At 56.5% G+C, this 20078-nt stretch carries 19 protein-coding genes; 6 read left to right on the top strand and 13 right to left on the bottom strand.

Features of this window, described 5'->3' with window-relative positions:
- The first annotated feature begins 78 nt into the window (after positions 1-78).
- From pfkA to IM282_RS14005, 4 genes are all read left to right on the top strand, one after another.
- Positions 79-1041: a 6-phosphofructokinase gene (pfkA, locus tag IM282_RS14020; protein WP_003862009.1), complete on the top strand. Its 963-nt coding sequence runs from the start codon at positions 79-81 to the stop codon at positions 1039-1041.
- 208 nt (positions 1042-1249) lie between these two features.
- Entirely contained in the window at positions 1250-2239 is a 990-nt protein-coding gene (locus tag IM282_RS14015; RefSeq protein ID WP_023298902.1) for a sulfate ABC transporter substrate-binding protein, read from the top strand.
- Positions 2240-2350: 111 nt separating this feature from the next.
- On the top strand, positions 2351-3094 hold the full coding sequence (locus tag IM282_RS14010) for a CDP-diacylglycerol diphosphatase (RefSeq protein WP_022649807.1): 744 nt from the start codon (positions 2351-2353) through the stop codon (positions 3092-3094).
- A 73-nt stretch (positions 3095-3167) separates the two neighbouring features.
- Positions 3168-4472, top strand: a complete 1305-nt coding sequence (locus tag IM282_RS14005; protein WP_150312682.1) for an SLC13 family permease — start codon at positions 3168-3170, stop codon at positions 4470-4472.
- A 47-nt stretch (positions 4473-4519) separates the two neighbouring features.
- Here IM282_RS14005 and tpiA read toward each other — a convergent pair whose 3' ends face one another.
- Together tpiA and IM282_RS13995 are read right to left on the bottom strand one after the other, a co-directional pair.
- The gene (tpiA, locus tag IM282_RS14000) at positions 4520-5287 is read right to left on the bottom strand and encodes a triose-phosphate isomerase (RefSeq protein ID WP_003862019.1); all 768 of its coding nucleotides are present in this window, start codon (positions 5285-5287) and stop codon (positions 4520-4522) included.
- Positions 5288-5398: 111 nt separating this feature from the next.
- Positions 5399-5995, bottom strand: coding sequence for a DUF1454 family protein (locus IM282_RS13995; RefSeq protein WP_022649805.1), 597 nt, complete (start codon positions 5993-5995; stop codon positions 5399-5401).
- A gap of 112 nt (positions 5996-6107) precedes the next feature.
- On the opposite strand from IM282_RS13995, the gene IM282_RS13990 reads away from it, so the two are divergent.
- Complete coding sequence (locus tag IM282_RS13990) at positions 6108-6527, top strand: DUF805 domain-containing protein (RefSeq protein WP_022649804.1); 420 nt, start codon at positions 6108-6110, stop codon at positions 6525-6527.
- Here the strand turns inward: IM282_RS13990 and fpr are convergent, their stop codons facing one another.
- The 4 genes from fpr to IM282_RS13970 form a co-directional block, all read right to left on the bottom strand.
- Positions 6528-7274: a ferredoxin--NADP(+) reductase gene (gene fpr / locus IM282_RS13985; protein ID WP_022649803.1), complete on the bottom strand. Its 747-nt coding sequence runs from the start codon at positions 7272-7274 to the stop codon at positions 6528-6530. It lies immediately after the preceding gene.
- Between the two features lie 96 nt (positions 7275-7370).
- On the bottom strand, positions 7371-8381 hold the full coding sequence (gene glpX / locus IM282_RS13980; protein WP_023307187.1) for a class II fructose-bisphosphatase: 1011 nt from the start codon (positions 8379-8381) through the stop codon (positions 7371-7373).
- A gap of 158 nt (positions 8382-8539) precedes the next feature.
- Positions 8540-10048 carry a glycerol kinase GlpK gene (gene glpK / locus IM282_RS13975; protein WP_022649801.1) on the bottom strand — a complete coding sequence of 503 codons (1509 nt, stop codon included), beginning with the start codon at positions 10046-10048 and terminating at the stop codon, positions 8540-8542.
- A 21-nt stretch (positions 10049-10069) separates the two neighbouring features.
- A complete protein-coding gene (locus IM282_RS13970) occupies positions 10070-10915 on the bottom strand; it encodes an MIP/aquaporin family protein (RefSeq protein ID WP_058646049.1) in 846 nt (281 codons plus the stop codon).
- A 400-nt stretch (positions 10916-11315) separates the two neighbouring features.
- Between IM282_RS13970 and zapB the strand changes: the two genes are divergently transcribed.
- Positions 11316-11555 carry a septal ring assembly protein ZapB gene (gene zapB, locus IM282_RS13965; protein WP_022649799.1) on the top strand — a complete coding sequence of 80 codons (240 nt, stop codon included), beginning with the start codon at positions 11316-11318 and terminating at the stop codon, positions 11553-11555.
- Between the two features lie 583 nt (positions 11556-12138).
- Here the strand turns inward: zapB and rraA are convergent.
- The 7 genes from rraA to priA all read right to left on the bottom strand — a co-directional run bounded on the left by rraA (position 12139) and on the right by priA (position 20076).
- On the bottom strand, positions 12139-12624 hold the full coding sequence (gene rraA, locus IM282_RS13960) for a ribonuclease E activity regulator RraA (protein WP_022649798.1): 486 nt from the start codon (positions 12622-12624) through the stop codon (positions 12139-12141).
- A gap of 92 nt (positions 12625-12716) precedes the next feature.
- A complete protein-coding gene (menA, locus tag IM282_RS13955; RefSeq protein WP_088581795.1) occupies positions 12717-13643 on the bottom strand; it encodes a 1,4-dihydroxy-2-naphthoate polyprenyltransferase in 927 nt (308 codons plus the stop codon).
- Positions 13644-13705: 62 nt separating this feature from the next.
- Positions 13706-15040 carry an HslU--HslV peptidase ATPase subunit gene (gene hslU / locus IM282_RS13950; RefSeq protein ID WP_022649796.1) on the bottom strand — a complete coding sequence of 445 codons (1335 nt, stop codon included), beginning with the start codon at positions 15038-15040 and terminating at the stop codon, positions 13706-13708.
- Positions 15041-15049: 9 nt separating this feature from the next.
- Positions 15050-15580, bottom strand: coding sequence for an ATP-dependent protease subunit HslV (gene hslV / locus IM282_RS13945; RefSeq protein ID WP_022649795.1), 531 nt, complete (start codon positions 15578-15580; stop codon positions 15050-15052).
- A gap of 94 nt (positions 15581-15674) precedes the next feature.
- A complete protein-coding gene (gene ftsN, locus IM282_RS13940; protein WP_017383099.1) occupies positions 15675-16643 on the bottom strand; it encodes a cell division protein FtsN in 969 nt (322 codons plus the stop codon).
- Positions 16644-16735: 92 nt separating this feature from the next.
- Complete coding sequence (gene cytR, locus IM282_RS13935; protein WP_022649794.1) at positions 16736-17761, bottom strand: DNA-binding transcriptional regulator CytR; 1026 nt, start codon at positions 17759-17761, stop codon at positions 16736-16738.
- A gap of 119 nt (positions 17762-17880) precedes the next feature.
- On the bottom strand, positions 17881-20076 hold the full coding sequence (priA, locus tag IM282_RS13930) for a primosomal protein N' (protein WP_154850629.1): 2196 nt from the start codon (positions 20074-20076) through the stop codon (positions 17881-17883).
- Positions 20077-20078 lie beyond the last annotated feature (2 nt).

The following is a 20078-nucleotide window of genomic DNA, read 5'->3' as shown; positions in this document are numbered from 1 at the left end:
TATTTGCAGTATTCGACGGTTGAACAGTTTCTTCCGGCAGCAGATTTCAATTTTGCATTCCTAAGTTCAGAGGTAGTCATGATTAAGAAAATCGGTGTGTTGACAAGCGGCGGTGATGCGCCGGGCATGAACGCGGCAATCCGTGGGGTTGTCCGTGCAGCGCTGACGGAAGGTCTGGAAGTTTTTGGTATCTATGACGGTTACCTGGGTCTGTATGAAGACCGCATGGTTCAGCTCGACCGCTACAGCGTGTCTGACATGATCAACCGTGGCGGTACTTTCCTCGGTTCCGCGCGCTTCCCGGAATTCCGTGACGAACACATCCGTGAAGTGGCTATCGAAAACATGAAAAAACGGGGTCTGGATGCGCTGGTGGTTATCGGCGGCGACGGCTCGTACATGGGTGCAAAACGTCTGACTGAAATGGGCTTCCCGTGCATCGGCCTGCCTGGCACCATCGACAACGACATCAAAGGCACTGATTACACCATCGGTTACTTCACCGCGCTGGGTACCGTTGTGGAAGCGATTGACCGCCTGCGTGACACCTCTTCCTCTCACCAGCGTATTTCCATTGTTGAAGTGATGGGCCGTTACTGCGGCGACCTGACCCTGGCGGCGGCCATTGCCGGTGGCTGTGAGTTCGTGGTAGTTCCGGAAGTAGAGTTCAGCCGTGAAGATCTGGTCGCAGAGATCAAAGCCGGCATCGCGAAAGGTAAGAAACACGCCATCGTTGCTATCACCGAGCACATCTGTGACGTTGACGAGCTGGCGAAGTACATCGAAACCGAAACCAAACGCGAAACCCGCGCGACCGTTCTGGGTCACATTCAGCGTGGCGGTTCCCCAGGCCCGTACGACCGTATCCTGGCGTCCCGCATGGGTGCGTACGCGATCGAGCTGCTGCTACAGGGCCACGGCGGCCGCTGCGTCGGTATTCAGAACGAGAAACTGGTTCACCATGACATCATCGACGCCATTGAAAACATGAAGCGTCCGTTCAAAGGTGACTGGCTGGACTGCGCGAAAAAACTGTACTGATCGGCTCTGTTGCCCGGTGGCGCTGCGCTTACCGGGCCTACAAAAGCACGGATCGTAGGCCGGGTAAGGCGTAGCCGCCACCCGGCTTTTTTGTGCCCATCCTTTTTTTATTCCTCCACGTTATAGCCAATCTTTTTTTATTCTTTAATCATCGGTTAGCTTTCTGGCACGCTGCATTCATCAAAACACTAAACAAGAGAGCCGGGCGATGAATAAATGGGGCGTGGGGTTAACATTATTGCTGGCATCGACCAGCGTTCTGGCAAAGGACATTCAGTTACTGAACGTGTCGTACGATCCGACGCGTGAACTGTACGACCAGTACAACAAAGCTTTTGCGGCGCACTGGAAACAGGAAACCGGCGATAACGTGGTGGTTCGCCAGTCTCACGGCGGTTCAGGTAAGCAGGCGACATCGGTGATCAACGGCATTGAAGCCGATGTGGTTACCCTGGCGCTGGCTTATGACGTAGACGCGATCGCGGAGCGTGGCCGTATCGACAAAAACTGGATCAAGCGCCTGCCGGACAACTCTGCGCCATACACCTCGACCATTGTCTTCCTGGTGCGCAAAGGCAACCCGAAACAGATTAAAGACTGGAACGACCTGATTAAGCCGGGCGTGTCTGTCATCACGCCGAACCCGAAAAGCTCCGGCGGCGCACGCTGGAACTACCTGGCGGCCTGGGGCTACGCCCTGCACCACAACAACGGTGACCAGGCTAAAGCGCAGGAATTCGTGAAAGCGCTGTTTAAAAATGTCGAAGTGCTGGACTCCGGCGCGCGCGGCGCAACTAACACCTTCGTCGAGCGCGGCATCGGCGACGTACTGATTGCCTGGGAAAACGAAGCCCTGCTGGCGACCAACGAGCTGGGTAAAGACAAATTCGAGATCGTGACCCCGAGCGAATCCATCCTGGCTGAGCCGACCGTCTCCGTCGTCGATAAGGTTGTTGATAAGAAGGGCACCAAAGCGGTGGCGGAAGCCTACCTGAAGTACCTCTACTCACCGGAAGGGCAGGAAATTGCGGCGAAAAACTTCTACCGCCCGCGCGATGAGGCCGTCGCGAAGAAATACGAAAACGCCTTCCCGAAACTGAAGCTGTTCACTATCGATGATGTTTTTGGCGGCTGGACCAAAGCGCAAAAAGAGCACTTCTCTAACGGCGGCACCTTCGACCAGATCAGCAAGCGCTAAGCGTTTTACAAAGAACGACACGGTAACCCGGTGTGAGAAATCCACCGGGTTTTTTATTTGGTCATCATTTTGCGTTACTCTTTTGCCTCTATTGAAAACAGGGAACGCGTTGTGAAAAAAATTATCTTACTGATTCTGATCGTTATCGCCCTTGCCGCAGGCGGCGTGTACTGGATGAAAGCGGGTAATCCGAATGCGTTGCGTCATATCGTTCTCGACCAGTGTGTGCCCAACCAGCTGCATAACCGTAACCCGGCACCGTGTGCGCAGGTGATGCCAGATGCGGGCTACGTGGTGTTCAAGGACCGCAACGGACCGCTGCAATACCTGCTGATGCCCACGTACCGTATCAACGGCACCGAAAGCCCGCTGCTGACTGAGCCTCAGACACCGAATTTCTTCTGGCTGGCATGGCAGTCTCGTCATTTTATGAGCATGAAACGGGGAGCCGACGTGCCTGACAGCGCTGTTTCTCTGACCATCAACTCCCCGACCGGGCGCACGCAAAACCATTTCCATATCCACATCTCCTGCCTGCGCCCGGACGTGCGCGAGAAGCTGAACGCGGCGCAGGGGCAAATCAGCACCCAGTGGCTACCGCTTCCGGGCGGGCTGGAAGGGCATGAGTACCTTGCCCGTCGGGTGACGGAGAACGAACTGGTGCAGCGCAGCCCGTTTATGATGCTGGCGGAAGAGCTGCCGGAAGCGCGCGACCATATGGGACGCTTCGCGCTGGCGATGGCGCAGCAGTCAGACGGCTCGTTTGTATTGCTGGCGACAGAGCGTAACCTGCTTACCTTTAACCGCGCGTCGGCTGAGGAATTGCAGGATCATCAATGCGATATCCTGAAGTGACCCCACCATAAATAGCGTTTACTCGCCCTGCCTGTCGCCGTAGACTTGCTGAAAAATTCTACAGGAGACAGGTATGTCGCTCTGGTTAACGCATCCTCTGCTGCTTCCCTCGCTGATCGTCGGCGTCACCATCGTGCTGTGGGCGACGTCGCTGTTGCCGGAATTTATCACCGCGCTGCTGTTCTTTACGGCGGCGATGACCGCCAGAATCGCCCCGCCGGAAGTGATCTTTGGCGGCTTCGCCTCGTCTGCCTTCTGGCTGGTGTTCAGCGGCTTTGTGCTGGGCGTGGCGATTCGGAAAACCGGCCTGGCGGACAGGGCCGCCCGGGCGCTGTCGGCAAAGCTTACCGACTCCTGGGTGCTGATGGTGGCAAGCGTTGTGCTGCTGAGCTATGCCCTGGCATTCGTGATGCCGTCGAACATGGGACGTATTGCGCTGCTGATGCCGATTGTCGCCGCGATGGCGAAGCGGGCCGGCATTCCTGATGGCTCGCGGGCCTGGTTTGGCCTGGCGCTGGCGGTCGGGTTTGGCACCTTCCAGCTCTCGGCCACTATTTTGCCCGCTAACGTGCCAAACCTGGTGATGAGCGGCGCGGCGGAGGGCTCATACGGCATCCACCTCAACTATGTCCCGTATCTGCTGCTGCACACGCCGGTGCTGGGTATTCTCAAAGGCCTGATTCTGATTGGCCTGATCTGCTGGCTGTTTCCCGGCAACCCAAAACCGGCGAAGGATCTCGCGCCATCGGAACCGATGGGGCGTGACGAAAAACGACTCGCCTGGCTGCTGGCGGTGGTGTTGACGATGTGGGTAACGGAGAGCTGGCACGGCGTGGGCCCAGCGTGGACAGGGCTGGCGGCCTCGGTCATCGTCCTGCTCCCGCGCATTGGTTTTATCACCGGTGAGGAGTTCTCGGCGGGGGTGAATATGCGCACCTGTATTTACGTCGCGGGTATACTCGGGCTGGCCATTACGGTGACGCAGACCGGTATCGGTGCGGCCGTAGGTGAGGCGTTGCTCCATATCATGCCGCTGGATGCAGACCGCCAGTTTACCAGCTTCCTGGCGCTGACGGGGATCACCACGGCGCTCAACTTCATTATGACCGCCAACGGCGTTCCGGCGCTGTACACCACGCTGGCGCAGAGCTTCTCCGACGCGACCGGCTTCCCGCTGCTGTCGGTGATCATGATTCAGGTGCTGGGGTATTCCACGCCGCTGCTGCCGTATCAGGCGTCGCCGATTGTGGTGGCGATGGGCTTAGGGAAAGTGCCTGCGAAGGCGGGGATGCTGCTCTGCCTGGCGCTGGCGATTGCGACGTATCTGGTGCTGCTGCCGCTGGATTATTTGTGGTTTAGCGTATTAGGACGTTTGTAGTGGTTTTGTAGGGCGGGTTAGCGAAGCGCCACCCGCCCCAAAGGCAATTACGCCTGCTTAGCCGCTTCTGCCGCTTTAACGATCACCGCGAAAGCGTCTGCTTTCAGGGATGCGCCGCCAACCAGCGCGCCATCGATGTCTGGCTGGGTGAACAGCTCAGCTGCGTTTGATGCGTTAACGGAACCGCCGTACTGGATGATGACCTGCTCAGCCACTTTCGCGTCTGCTTTTGCAATGTGGTCACGGATGAACTTGTGCACCGCCTGTGCCTGCGCTGGAGTTGCAGATTTGCCGGTACCGATCGCCCAGACTGGCTCGTAAGCGATAACCGCGCCTTCGAACGCTGCCGCGCCCTGGGTTTTCAGCACAGCGTCGATCTGACGTGCGCACACTTCTTCGGTTTTACCCGCTTCGTTTTCTGCTTCGGTTTCACCGATGCACAGAACCGGGATCAGACCCTGCTCTTTCAGCACAGCGAATTTCTTCGCGATGAACTCGTCAGATTCTTTGTGGTAGGTGCGACGCTCAGAGTGGCCGATGATGATGTATTTCGCGCCGATGTCTTTCAGCATTTCAGCGGAGGTTTCACCGGTAAACGCGCCAGACAGGTTAACGTCAACGTTCTGCGCGCCCAGAATGATGTGGCTGCCGTCAGCGGCACGTTTAGCCAGATCCAGGTACATATCCGGCGGAGCGATAGCAACCGCGCAGCCGGTCACGCCAGCCAGCTCTTTACGCAGGTTAGCAACCAGTTCGTTTACCATGTGGCGGCTGCCGTTCAGTTTCCAGTTACCCATCACTAAAGGATGTCGCATTTCAATTCTCCACGCTCAATAAGCGAATTAAGGAATATGGCCGCCCTTAAGGGCAGCATGGTCTGTGAATCAGTATAGAGATTTTCCCTCGAAAGGCTTTGCTTTTTGTCATTAATTCGCCCCCTCGAGTGCGTCTGATAGGGCCAGCTTAATCGGTTCAACCGCGAAGGTCAGCCCCTTTTCGCCGTTATCTGCGACAACATAGCGAACGGCACCTTCCGTATCGGCGTAATAGCGTTTGTTTTTCCCGGCGGTAAGCAGTTTTTGCAGCTTTTGCTGGCTTTGCGCTTTCGTGAAGGTGGGAGTAAAGGCGCGCAGAATAGCGCTCATATACTCCAGCGCTTTCGCTTTCGCTGCTTTCTGCTCTGGGCCCTGAATCGGCAACCAGGTGATCTGCATGCTTTTGATTTTTAACGTTCCGCGCTCAAGGGCAGTGGAAGCATATAGATTCTCGTTAATTTTGCTGGCAGCGCGGGTCAGGGTTGGCGTATCGCGGGCACCGTCAATCGCACGGAACTCCCCCAGCGCAAGCGAGGGGTTTTCTTTATTGAAGGCTTCGCGGAACTGGCTGATAGATTGATCGAAAGAGGGGGCGCCCGCCAGAAGGTAGGGGGCGGTGACCGGGGAAGCCGGTTCCGCGGCGTGCAGAGAAAAACTGGCGCTCAGCATCGCTAAACACAAATAAAGAGAGTGTGCCGAACTTTTCATCAACATTGCCCCTGGCCGTTATTGCCCATGATTAAAACGATATCTGGTCGGCTTGTCAAAAGGTCACAACTCCAGGGTAAAATGCGGGCTAAACAATAATAAGGAACCTTACATGACCATACAGCAGTGGTTGTTTTCATTCAAAGGGCGTATTGGACGCCGTGACTTCTGGATCTGGATGGCAGCGTGGGTTGTCGCTATGCTGCTTCTGTTTTTTGTTGCCTATAACGCCTGGCTGAGCACGCAAACTGCGGCTTTTGCGCTGGTCTGTTTACTGTGGCCAACCGCCGCCGTGGTGGTGAAACGTCTGCACGATCGCGGTCGCTCCGGCGCTTGGGCTTTTCTGATTATTCTGGCGTGGATGCTGGTGGCGGGGAACTGGTCAATGCTGCCCTCCATCCTCCCGTGGGTGGTGGGCAGACTGCTGCCGACGGTTATCTTTGTGATGATGGTTGTCGAACTGGGTGCGTTTATTGGCACCCAGAGCGAGAACAAATACGGAAAAGATACCCTTGAGGTGAAGTACCGCTGATCACCAGTAGTGTTCGGCGGTCATATGGCCCGGTCGGCGGCGAAGGTGTTTCGTCATCTGCCGGGTATCCTTCAGCAGTTGCTGCGTATCGCGCACCATTTGCGGGTTACCGCACAGCATCACATGGCTGGTTTCGGTATTCATCGGTAAACCCACCGCCTCTTCCAGCGCGCCGCTTTCAATCAACGCCGGAACGCGGCCGGTTAACGAGCCAGCTGCGGTTTCGCGGCTGACCACCGTCTGAATTTTTAACTTCCCGCCATATCGCTGTTCCAGCGCCTGCATCTGCGGCAAATAGCTCAGGTCTGCGGCGTAGCGCGCGGCGTGAACCAGCACGATATTCTTAAAGCGCTCCAGATCTTTGCCGTACTCCAGGATAGAGAGATACGGGCCGATGGCCGTGCCGGTCGCCAGCATCCAGAGCGTGTCACAGTCGGGGATTTCATCCAGCACGAAGAACCCCGCCGCGTCGGAGACAATCTGCACCTCATCGCCCGGTTTCAGCGCGGCGAGGCGCGGGCTGAGCTTACCGTCCGGGACGGTGACCAGATAGAACTCGAGATCCGGGTTATCAGGCGCGTTAACGTAAGAGTAGGCGCGCTGTACGCGTTCACCGTCGATATCCAGCCCGAGCTTGGCAAACTGCCCGGCGGTAAACGGATGAACGGGAGCGTGCAGCGTGAGGCTAAATAGCGCATCGGTCCAGAACTGTACCTTTGTGACTTTACCTGTTACCCAGTCCGCCATGATCTTCTCCTGTGCTGTTTCTCTCTTCTATCTTCCGTACTTGTGGGAAACATTTCCAGCCCATTCGGGCCGGAAAGCTCTATCGATCAAACGGTTTTACAGAATGTGCGTCTGTACGTCCGGGTCTTTGCGGTCGAGATAATGAATGGACTGAATGCGGCGAATGGTGCGGGATTTGCCGCGGATCAGCAGGGTTTCAGTGGTGGCCATGTTTCCCTTGCGGGTGATGCCATCCAGCAGATCGCCTTTGGTGATGCCGGTTGCGGAGAAGACCACGTTATCGCTGCGAGCCATCTCGTTCAGCGCGAGCACTTTATTGGCCTCGATGCCCATCGCCGCACAGCGCGCCAGTTCGTCTTCACCAATGCGAAGGTTCTCGTCGCTGTCGCCTTTGACCTCATGGCGTGGCAGCAGACGCGCCTGCATATCGCCGTCCAGCGCGCGGATCACTGCCGCAGAGACCACACCTTCCGGCGCGCCGCCGATGCCGTAAAGCACGTCGACCTCGCTGTCCGGCATGCAGGTCAGAATAGAGGCGGCAACGTCGCCATCAGGAATGGCAAATACGCGCACGCCGAGTGCTTGCAGATAAGCGATGGTGGCGTCGTGGCGCGGTTTCGCCAGGATGGTCACGGTGAGTTCGTTGAGCGGTTTACCCAGCGCCGCTGCGATATTGCGCAGGTTGGCATCCAGCGGCAGGCTAAGGTCGATAGCGCCTTTAGCACCAGGACCGACAATCAGCTTTTCCATGTACATATCTGGCGCGTTGAGGAAGCAGCCCTTATCGCCCACCGCCAGCACCGCCAGCGCGTTGGCCTGGCCCATCGCCGTCATGCGCGTGCCTTCGATCGGGTCGACCGCGATATCCACCGCATCGCCTTTGCCTGTCCCGACTTTTTCACCGATGTAGAGCATCGGGGCTTCGTCGATTTCGCCTTCGCCAATGACGATAGTGCCATCGATATTGACCTGATTAAGCACAATGCGCATGGCGTGGACGGCTGCGCCGTCTGCGGTATTTTTGTCGCCACGGCCCAGCCACTTGTAGCCTGCGAGGGCGGCAGCTTCGGTGACGCGGGAAAACTCGATAGCAAGTTCACGTTTCATGAGGTACTCGTACAATCAAAAGGAATTGCACGAAGTTTATCACAGAGTGGGGAGGGGGAGGGGTGGTGCGGTCTGAGCCCCTCACCCCAAAGGGGAGAGGGTGTTTTAAGTCCCCTCGCCCCTTTGGGGTGAGGGTTAGGGTGAGGGGTGAGTCTGTCTTACTCGTCGTGCTCTTCCCATGCCAGGGCACGTTTCACCGCTTTCTTCCAGCCGCTGTAGCGGTAGTTGCGCTCGGTGGTTTCGATGCCTGGACGGAATTCGCGTTCGATCACCGCTTTTTCCTGAAGCTCGTCGAGGTTTTGCCAGAAGCCAACCGCCAGACCTGCCAGATACGCCGCGCCCAGCGCCGTCACTTCTCGCACCTCAGGACGTTCAACGCGGGTACCCAGAATGTCGGACTGGAACTGCATTAGGAAGTTGTTGGCTACCGCACCGCCGTCCACGCGCAGGGCGTGCAGACGAATGCCGGAGTCCGCCTGCATCGCTTCCAGCACGTCGCGCGTCTGGTAGGCGATGGATTCCAGGGTCGCACGAATAATGTGGTTTGAGTTCACACCGCGCGTCAGGCCGAAAATCGCGCCGCGGGCGTACGGATCCCAGTACGGTGCGCCCAGACCGGTAAACGCTGGCACCACGTATACGCCATTGGTGTCTTTCACTTTGGTCGCGAAGTATTCGGAGTCAAACGCATCGCTGATCAGCTTCATCTCGTCGCGCAGCCACTGAATGGAGGCGCCCGCCATGAATACCGCCCCTTCCAGGGCATAGTTCACTTCACCGCGTGGGCCGCATGCGATGGTGGTCAGCAGACCGTTTTCTGATTTCACCGCTTTCTCGCCGGTGTTCATGAGCATAAAGCAGCCGGTGCCGTAAGTGTTCTTCGCCATCCCTTCCTTGACGCACAGCTGGCCGAACAGCGCCGCCTGCTGGTCACCGGCAATACCGGCGATAGGAATACGGGTGCCGCCTTTACCGCCGATGTTGGTCTGGCCGTAAACTTCTGAAGATTTGCGCACGTCTGGCAGCATCGCACGCGGAATGTCCAGCGCGTCCAGCATCTTGTCATCCCACTCCAGAGTGTTGATGTTGAACAGCATGGTGCGCGAGGCGTTGGTGTAGTCGGTGACGTGAACGCGTCCCTGAGTCATCTTCCAGATAAGCCATGTATCGACGGTGCCAAACAGCAGCTCGCCGCGTCGTGCACGTTCGCGTGAACCTTCCACGTGATCGAGGATCCACTTCACTTTGGTGCCGGAGAAATAGGGGTCAATGACCAGACCGGTTGTACTGCGCACGTACTCTTCCATTCCGTCGCGCTTCAGTTTTTCGCAGATCTCTGAGGTGCGGCGGCACTGCCAGACAATGGCGTTGTAGATGGGCTTACCGGTTTCGCGCTCCCAGACAACGGTGGTTTCACGCTGGTTGGTGATACCGATAGCGGCAATCTCGTCAGAACTGATGTCGGCTTTCGCCAGCACTTCCACCAGCGTGGAGCTTTGTGACGCCCAGATCTCCATCGGGTCGTGTTCAACCCAGCCTGGACGCGGATAGATTTGCTCAAATTCGCGTTGAGACACGCTGACAATGTTCGCGTCATGATCCATTACGACAGCGCGGGAGCTGGTAGTGCCCTGGTCGAGCGCAACGATATATTTTTTTTCGGTCATGGTATGTGTCCCGTAGTCAGATTACAGCGAAGCTTTTTGTTGTGTGGTGGAAGTCGTCTCTTTTTCCTCTTCCACACAGGTGTCGCACGGTAAGTGGCGACCAATTAATTTGCGATAGCCGAATGCGCCCAGCGCCGCCCCTACGATTGGCCCGAACAGCGGAACCAGGAAGTAAGGAATGTCTTTGCCGCCGGTAAAGGCGACATCGCCCCATCCTGCAAAGAAGGCGAAGGTTTTTGGACCCAGGTCACGCGCCGGATTCATCGCAAAGCCGGTCAGCGGACCCATGGATGCGCCAATTACCGCAATCAGAAGGCCAATCAAAAGTGGTGCCAGCGGGCCGCGCGGAATGCCGTTTCCGTCGTCGCCCAGTGCCATAATGACGCCCATCAGAATAGCGGTAATCACCATTTCAACTGCGAACGCCTGCACAAAATTAATATGCGGATTCGGATACGTTGAGAAAATGCCTGCCAGATCCAGACTTTCGACACTGCCACGCACCATATGATGCGTCTGTTCGAAGTCGGTGAAAAGATTGTAATAAAGCCCGTAAACTAACGCCGCTGCGCAAAAGGCGCCGGCAAATTGTGAAATGATGAAAGGGACAACTTTGCGTCCGTCAAAGCACGCGAATAGCCACAACGCGATGGTCACCGCCGGGTTAAGATGTGCGCCGGAAACCCCTGCGGTCAGGTAGATGGCCATCGCCACGCCCAAACCCCAGATAATACTGATTTCCCACTGACCAAAACTGGCACCTGCCACTTTCAGTGCAGCGACACAGCCTACTCCGAAGAATATCAACAACCCGGTACCCAGGAACTCGGCAATGCACTGGCCTTTTAAGGTTGATGTCTGACTCATAATCGGAATCCTGCAAAAGAGTAATGTTTATTGTTTGCGTGACCGCCCGTGACAGCCACGATGCCCTGTAGACATAGTGTTAATTTATCGTTAACGAGCACAAACGAGAAATATCGAAATCAAAATGTGTGGTCTGTGTCAATAAAATGAGCGTTTTCGCGCCATAAAGCGCGTTTTTGCATCAACGGTATAATGTGAGCTGAATCATTTCATTAACTAAAGAGTTAACAATTTAGGGGTATATGCCGCGAACGCACCAGGACCAGACCTAAAAGTGTTGCAAACCGCGATCTGCGCGGTGTGTCGCTGGACACAGAGCGCCGCGCTCCATACAATCGACGGTATATGTCGTGCGCGTTTACGTTAAAGCGTCGCCTTGCAATTCAGGAGAGGTAGCATCATGTCTTTAGAAGTGTTTGAGAAACTGGAATCGAAAGTACAGCAGGCGATCGACACCATCACCCTGCTGCAGATGGAAATTGAAGAGCTGAAAGAGAAAAACAACTCCCTGTCCCAGGAAGTTCAGAATGCTCAGCACAGCCGTGAAGAACTGGAGCGCGAAAACAACCAGCTGCGCGAACAGCAGAACGGCTGGCAGGATCGCCTGCAGGCACTGCTGGGACGTATGGAAGAAGTTTAATTCCGGTGGGGTTAACTGATTAGGCCGGGTAAGGCGAAGCCGCCACCCGGCTTTTTTATGGTTTTCGCTAACCGATATCAAACCATAAAAAAGGCCGCCCGAGGCGGCCTTAACGCTACTTGTCCTGCGCTGTCGTAGCAAAAGCAACAAACCCAACAGGTTCATCGCTCTTTACAACGAGTACGCTGGCGACAATGAACGCGATACATAAATAGCGTTTCATTATGCGGTCCCTGCTGCTTACCGCTCCACCGTTCACCACCGGTGATAAGTCGGTGGACACAAGCCCGGTTAAAGGTTGCTTTACGGTTGTGAATACACCTTTCCCTGGACCGGCGCCCATTTGCGAGATGGCGGAAAGGGACACAGCATCATAATGAGCAACAGCTGCGGAGTTAAGGTTTCCACACATAATTAGGAATTCATAAAGGGTCGACAGGGGTTACCTGAGGAATGAATCAGGGTAAGATAAAAATCCTGGTTAAAGGTTGCAATATCACCCAACGGACCGCGAATCCCGAGGGACAAAAAAACCGCCACATTGCTGTTGGCGGTTTTTTTATGCATCTCGCTTACCGATTAACTACTCAATATCCAGCGCATCCTCAGAAAGGATAATGCCGGTATTGTCAGCATAAAGGTGGTCGCCCGAGAAGAAGGTCACGCCGCCGAAATTGACGCGCACGTCGCTTTCGCCGATGCCGTCGCCCGCTGCGCCTACCGGTATGGCCGCGATGGCCTGAATCCCGATATCCATGTCTTCGAGATCGTCCACCTGACGCACGGAACCGTACACCACAATGCCTTCCCACTCGTTCTGGACGGCAATTCCCGCCAGTTCAGCATCAATCAATGCACGGCGCACGGAACCGCCGCCGTCGACCACCAGAACGCGGCCACGGCCGTTCTCTTCGAGCAGATCGTACAGCAACCCGTTGTCCTCGAAACATTTCACCGTGATGATTTGTCCGCCAAACGACGACCGTCCACCAAAGTTGGAGAACAGGGGTTCAACGACGTTGACATCTTCCTGGTAGATGTCACAAAGCTCGGAGGTATCGTATTTCATAGGTTTAACGCTCTGTTGCTGCGAATGTGTTCAGTATATCGTGCGAAATGCCTTGTTGGCAAAATCATCAATTGTTAATTGATATTTGTCAGCTAACTCAGCGTCTGGCTTAAGACAATCCCGATGACGAACAGCAGGTTAGTCAGCAACGCGCCTTTTACCGTGCGCTCCAGCATCGGCGGCATGGCAGCCGGGCTGAGTTCACGCATGACATAGCGGGCCTGCTTAACCAGCAGCGGTGCGGCGAGCACAAACAGCCAGCCCCACAGGCTGTGCAGAGAGATCAGATTGAACAGTGCCAGGCAGACCAGCGCGCCGATGAGCAGGCAGGCGTGATAGCGGCGGGCATTCACCGGGCCCAGACGCACGGCCAGCGTGTTCTTACCGTTCTCACGGTCGCTGTCGATGTCGCGCAGGTTATTGATATTCAGCACCGCCGTCGCCAGCAGACCGCAGGCGGTCGCGGGCAGGAACAGGGCGGGGATCACCGTATGCGCCTGCAAGTACCAGCTTCCCATGACGCTCAGCCAGCCGAAGAACACCAGTACGGAGATGTCGCCCAGACCAATATACCCGTAAGGACGCGTCCCGACGGTATAGGTAATTGCTGCAATAATGGCGAGCAAGCCCAGCACCAGGAAGCCAATGAAATCGCTGGTGGTTTTCGAGGCGACCGTCACCAGCGCCAGGCCGGACAGGCAAATCAACACCACGGTGATAATCAGCGCCCGCTTCATCTGTGCCTGGGTAATCACCCCTTTTTGCATCCCGCGCAGCGGCCCGATACGATCAGGTTTATCGCTGCCTTTTACCGCATCGCCGTAATCATTGGCGAGATTAGAGAGGATTTGCAGTAGCCCGGCGGTGACAAGCGCCAGACCAGCCACCAGGGGATCGAAATGCCCCTGCCACCAGGCAAGTGCGGTACCGACGATAATGGCGGCAAAAGCCAGAGGAAGCGTTTTTGGACGCAGACTTTCGAGCCACGCCTGCGTACGGCTGATATCAGTCATAGTTATTTAGCCAATAAAAATGGGGGCCATAGCCCCCATCAACAGTGATGAAAATGCATTGAACGCGATTATAGAATAAAACGGCTCAGATCTTCATCTGCCACTAACGCATCCAGGTGTTTGCCCACATACTCTGCGTCAATGGTAATGGTTTGACCGTTAAGGTCGCTCGCATCGTAAGAGATATCTTCCACCAGGCGTTCCAGCACGGTGTGCAGACGACGCGCACCAATGTTTTCGGTGGTTTCGTTGACCTGCCATGCGGCCTGAGCGATGCGTTTGATCCCATCGTCGGTGAACTCGATATTCACGCCTTCGGTCGCCATCAACGCTTTGTACTGTACGGTCACAGAAGCGTTTGGCTCAGTCAGGATACGTTCGAAATCTTCAGTGGTCAGCGCCTGCAGCTCAACGCGGATTGGCAGACGACCCTGCAGTTCCGGAATGAGATCGGATGGGCTGGCAACCTGAAACGCACCTGACGCGATAAACAGAATGTGGTCAGTTTTCACCATGCCGTGCTTGGTAGAGACGGTGCAACCTTCCACCAGCGGCAGCAGGTCGCGCTGAACGCCTTCGCGGGAAACATCCGGGCCGGAGCTGTTGCCGCCGCGCTTACAGATTTTGTCGATTTCGTCGATAAACACGATACCGTGCTGCTCAACCGCGTCGATAGCGTCCTGTTTCAGCTCTTCCGGGTTAACCAGCTTCGCGGCTTCTTCTTCAATCAGCAGCTTCATCGCGTCTTTGATTTTCAGCTTACGCGCTTTCTGTTTCTGCCCGCCCAGGTTCTGGAACATGGACTGCAACTGGCTGGTCATCTCTTCCATGCCCGGAGGGGCCATGATTTCAACGCCCATTGGCGCGGCAGCGAGATCGATCTCAATCTCTTTGTCGTCCAGCTCGCCTTCACGCAGTTTTTTGCGGAATGCCTGACGCGCAGCAGAAGGTTCAGGCTGCTGTTCAGCCTGTCCCCAGTTATTTTTTGCCGGTGGGATCAGCACGTCGAGAATACGCTCTTCGGCCATCTCTTCGGCGCGATAGCGGTTTTTCTCAATCGCCTGGACACGCACCATCTTAATCGCTGAATCGGTCAGGTCGCGGATGATGGAGTCCACTTCTTTACCCACATAGCCCACTTCGGTGAACTTGGTGGCTTCAACTTTGATGAACGGCGCGTTAGCCAGTTTGGCCAGACGACGGGCGATTTCGGTTTTACCCACCCCGGTCGGGCCGATCATCAGAATATTTTTTGGTGTCACTTCGTGGCGAAGCTCTTCGTCGAGCTGCATGCGACGCCAGCGGTTACGTAGTGCGATAGCCACGGAGCGCTTGGCGTTGTCCTGGCCGATAATGTGTTTGTTCAGTTCGCTGACAATTTCGCGTGGGGTCATTTCAGACATGGGCGATCCTTACGCTTTGGAGGTCAATTCTTCGATGGTGTGATTGTGGTTGGTATAGATGCAGATATCACCTGCAATATCCAACGCTTTCACCGCGATATCGCGTGCGTTCATGTCGGTATTTTCCAACAGCGCACGGGCTGCGGCCTGGGCGTACGGGCCGCCAGAGCCGATGGCAATCAGGTCGTTTTCAGGCTGAACCACGTCGCCGTTACCGGTGATGATCAGCGAGGCGTTTTCGTCAGCCACGGCCAGCAGTGCTTCGAGCTTGCGCAGCATGCGGTCGGTACGCCAGTCTTTTGCCAGCTCAACGGCGGCTTTCACCAGATGACCCTGATGCATTTCCAGTTTGCGTTCAAACAGTTCAAACAGCGTGAAGGCATCAGCCGTGCCGCCTGCGAAACCGGCGATCACTTTGTCGTTATAAAGACGACGTACTTTCTTCACGTTGCCTTTCATGACGGTATTACCCAGCGTGGCCTGGCCATCACCGGCAATTACCACCTGGCCGTTACGGCGTACACTTACTATTGTTGTCACGAGCAGACCCCCTGGTTACAGATTCGGGAAACAGAAGCCCTGAGCCTGTGCTCAGGGCTGAATTAAATGATAGATGGGGGGGATTTTGGGGGTTTCAACCCCCGGAGGCGAGTCGAATGCAGTTTGTGTGGCCAGCCACTTTCAAACGGGAAATGGTGCCGTCTGCGTTTTCTTTGCCTTTGACCGGTCCAATCACCACGCGATTCCAGCCGTTATTGGTGGTAATGCGTGAGTCAAATCCTTCAAATGCCAGCTGAGCTCGCACCGTTTCTGCCTGTTCGGCGCCTTTAAACGAACCGCACTGAACCATCCAGCGGCGTTCATCTTTTTTCTCAGCCGTCTGCTTTGGTGCCTCGGTCTCTTTAGTGACCGGCGCAGCCTGCTGCGTTTTTGGCTGTTGCGCAGTGGTATGTGCAGGCGTCTGCAACAGATCCTGATACGGCTGTGCTGTTTGCTTCTGCGGCTGGGCTTTCGGCTGCTGCTGAACAGGCTGCGTTTGTACAGTACGCGTCTGCTGCTGCGGTTGTGTACGCGGCTGCTGTACCGGCTGCGTCTGCGTCCACTGCTGCTGTTGCGTTTGCTGCTGTGCCTGACGCTGGCGCTGCAACGTTTGCTGACGCTGCGCCGGGGTTTGTTCGTTCCACGGTACTTCGTTCAACTGCGTAGGCTGCTGGCGCATGTCCGCCTGCATCTGAGCGAGCAACTGGCGCTGTTCGTCCGTCAGCTGATCGGCATTCTTCACTTCACCCCCGGCAGAAGGCTCGGTAGGCGCACGTACGCCAGGCTGGCGGCTTTCCAGCTCTTTAATGTAGCGCCAGCGCTCTTCAGGCTTCGGAGGAAGGCCGTTGCCGACGACCTTGTTACCCTGAAGGGCTTCAGACTCTTCTTTTTTATGATGCGTAATGAAGTAGAGGCCGCCAATAAAGGCCACCAGCACAGCCGCAGCAATGGCGACCATGGCTGGGGAGACAGCAGACAGGCTACGTTGCTTGCTTTTTGAACTACTCTTTTTGCGTCGCGAAGGTGCCGGCTGGCCGCGACGTACATAATCTCGTTGTGCCACTATCGTTTCGCTGTATTTATTCGTTCGTCAGCCCGCCATGTTACTTAAGCGACGGGGCTTTGACCAGATAAGGGTGTCGAAAGGTATTTACTTTAAGTTAATGCCTGGGTAGAGCCGCGCACAATCAGCTCACAATCCAGTAGTCGTGACCCACTGCTAACTGTTTGACCGTGCAGCTGATCCAGCAAAAGCAGCATCGCTTCCCGGCCAATGTCATACCGCGGCTGCGAAACAGTCGAAAGCGGCGGATCGCAAAACTCCGAAAGCGAAATATTATCAAAACCGATTATCGACAGGTCCTTTGGCACGCGCAGGCCGTGACGTTTGGCGTAGGATAACGCCCCCAGCGCCATCACGTCGCTGTGGCAGAAGACCGCGGTAGGCGGTTCTGGCAAGGCAAGCAATTTTTCCAGCGCCTGCCCGCCCGCTTCAAAGGTGAAATCACCGCGCGCAATGTAGTGCGGATCGACAACAGCCCCGGTACGGCGAAGCGCCTGAACGTAGCCCTGCAACCGGTAATGACACAGCGGCATCTCTTCTGGTCCGGCAATACAACCGATACGCTTATGCCCCAGCTCCTGAAGATAGTTCACGGCGTTGAACGCGGCGGTGAGGTTATCGATATGAACGGTCGGCAGCTCCAGCTCCGGCGCGAATTCGTTCGCCATGACCATTGGCGGTAAATTGCGCTGTTCTTCAATGCTGGCATCAAACGGCAGGCGTGAGCCAAGCAGCAGCATGCCATCAATCTGCTTGGTGATGATCAGGTCGATGAACGTTTTTTCCTGCTGGTTCTGGTGGGCACAATCACCAATCAGCACCAGATAGCCCTGGGCGGCGGCCGTGACCTCAATGCCGCGGATGATTTCGCTGAAGAAGGGATCGCAGATGTCCGGCACGATCACCAGGATGGTGCGGGATTCGTTGCGTTTAACGTTGCGCCCCATGGCTTGCGGGAAATAACCGACCTCAAGCGCCGCCTTTTCAACCCGGTTTCGGGTCGCCTGGGAGACTTTGTCAGGGTTCATCAATGCGCGGGACACGGTTGCTGTTGAGACTTGTGCTTTCTCGGCAACGTCTTTCATGGTCGCCGAGGCAACCTCTTTCCTGGACTTCAACGTCTTCTCCTCGCCTGAACACCGAACTGCGGACCGCACCATTTTTACAGATAGTTAATGGAATCGGTTACAGAATTTTCATAAAAAGTGTGAGGCGCATTAAATTTTTCGATCCGTCTTCAGCCTTCAATCGGATCGACGTCCAGAACCCACTTCACTTTTCGCGCTTCCGGCAGGGTATTAATCAGCGCCAGCGTGCCGCTGACGATCTGCTGTAAACGGATACGCGAAGGGTGCTGAAGTAAGAGTTGCCAGCGGAAACGGCCGCCGCGTTTCGGGGCGAGCGCGGGTACCGGGCCTAAAATCCACAGCTGATTATCCACCAGTGGGCTGGCCTGCAGGAGATTTCTCAGCTGTTGCAGGAATAGCGGCGCCTGCTGGTTGTTATGATCTTCCGCACGGATGATGACGTGGCTGGTCCACGGAGGAAGCTGCATCGTCTGCCGTTCGGCCAGCGCCTGGTCCGCGAAGGCGTCATAGCCTTTGTGCAGCAGCGTTTGCAGCAGCGGGTGCTCAGGATGGTGCGTTTGCAGCACTACTTCGCCCTGCTTACCCGCTCGACCGGCGCGACCAGCAACCTGGGTATAAAGCTGTGCGAAACGCTCGGCGGAGCGAAAATCCGCGGAGAACAGCGCGCCGTCGACGTCCAGCAGGGCGACCAGCGTCACGTCCGGGAAGTGATGCCCTTTCGCCAGCATTTGAGTACCAATCAGGATGCGCGCGCCGCCGCGATGCACTTCCGCCAGCTGCTGCTCCAGTGCCCCTTTGCGGCTGGTGGTGTCCCTGTCGATACGCGAAATGGGCACATCAGGGAAGAACGGTGCCAGCGCCTGTTCGAGCTGCTCCGTCCCCAGACCCACCGGCACGATGTGCGTTGAGCCGCAGGACGGGCACTGACGGGGTACCGGACGCTGGCTGTCGCAGTGGTGGCAGCGTAAATGGCGCTGAGCCTGGTGGAAGGTGTAGTAGTGATCGCAGCGCGGGCACTCGGCAATCCAGCCGCAGTCGTGGCACAGCAACGCAGGCGCGAAGCCGCGGCGGTTCAGGAACAGGATCACCTGGTTGCCCGCCTGCAAATGTTGGCGCATGCGGTTAATCAGCGCAGGCGCTAACCCGGCCTGCACCTGCTGGCCTTTCAGATCCAGCACATGCTGAATAGCCGGACGGGCATTTCCCGCGCGGCGCGTCAGGCGCAGCATGTGGTATTTACGCTGGCGAACGTTGTGCAGCGTTTCAAGCGCGGGGGTGGCGGACCCCAGAATAATGGGGATTTGCTCGCTGTGGGCGCGGTACACGGCTAAGTCGCGGGCGTGATAGCGCCAGCCTTCCTGCTGTTTATAGGAGCTGTCATGCTCTTCATCGATCACGATAACGCCGAGATTTTTAAACGGCGTAAAGAGTGAGGAACGGGTGCCAATCACAATCGCCGCTTCGCCGTTTTTCGCTTTCAGCCAGGCGCTGAGGCGCTCGCTGTCGTTCAGGCCGGAGTGCAGAACCTCAACGGGCGCATTAAAGCGTTCACGGAAACGGGCGATGGTTTGCGGCGTCAGGCCGATTTCCGGCACCATTACCAGCGCCTGTTTGCCCTGCGCGAGCACATTTTCCAGTACGCTCAGATACACTTCGGTTTTACCGGAGCCGGTGACGCCCGCCAGCAGCCAGGCGGAGAAACGATCGGCGGCGCTGTGAATCGCGCCCACGGCGGTGGCCTGCTCGGTATTCAGACGCAGGCGATCGCCCGAGACGGAAAAGCCGTCGCGCCAGTCGTGAAGGGCAGGTGCTTCGCTGGCCAGCTCGCTCAGCCCTTTCTTCCTTAATGCCTGCAACGCGGTTTCGCTCACCTCGAGCTCGTCGACCTGATGGCGCCAGATTTTCCCCTGGCGTAGCGCGGCCAACGCCTGCTGTTGTTTTTGCGAGCGCTTCAGGCTGTTAATGTCGACCGCCTGACCCTGCTCGGTGGCAAACCAGTACCACATTGGCGCATGGCTGGCGCGCTTACCCTGACGCAGCATAATCGGCAGGGCGTGGAACAATACGTCGCCAATAGGATGGTGATAATAATCTGCCGCCCACAGCAGCAGTCGCCAGGTGCTGTGAGAGTAAACAGGTTCATCATCCAGCACTTCAACGATCGATTTCAGCTCGGTAAGCGGCAGCTCGCTTTTATCGCTGACGGAGACGATGATCCCCACGCGCTGCTGTTTACCGAACGGCACGGTCACGCGACAGCCCGCTTTGGCGCTCATGCTGTCGGGCAGCAGGTAGTCAAAGGTGCGGGGAAGCGGAACGGGCAGGGCAACGTGAGCGACGGGCATCG

This window comes from Enterobacter cloacae complex sp. P29RS, from assembly GCF_014893445.1.
Lineage (GTDB): Bacteria > Pseudomonadota > Gammaproteobacteria > Enterobacterales > Enterobacteriaceae > Enterobacter > Enterobacter intestinihominis.
This window is presented reverse-complemented; position numbering and strand designations above follow the sequence as displayed.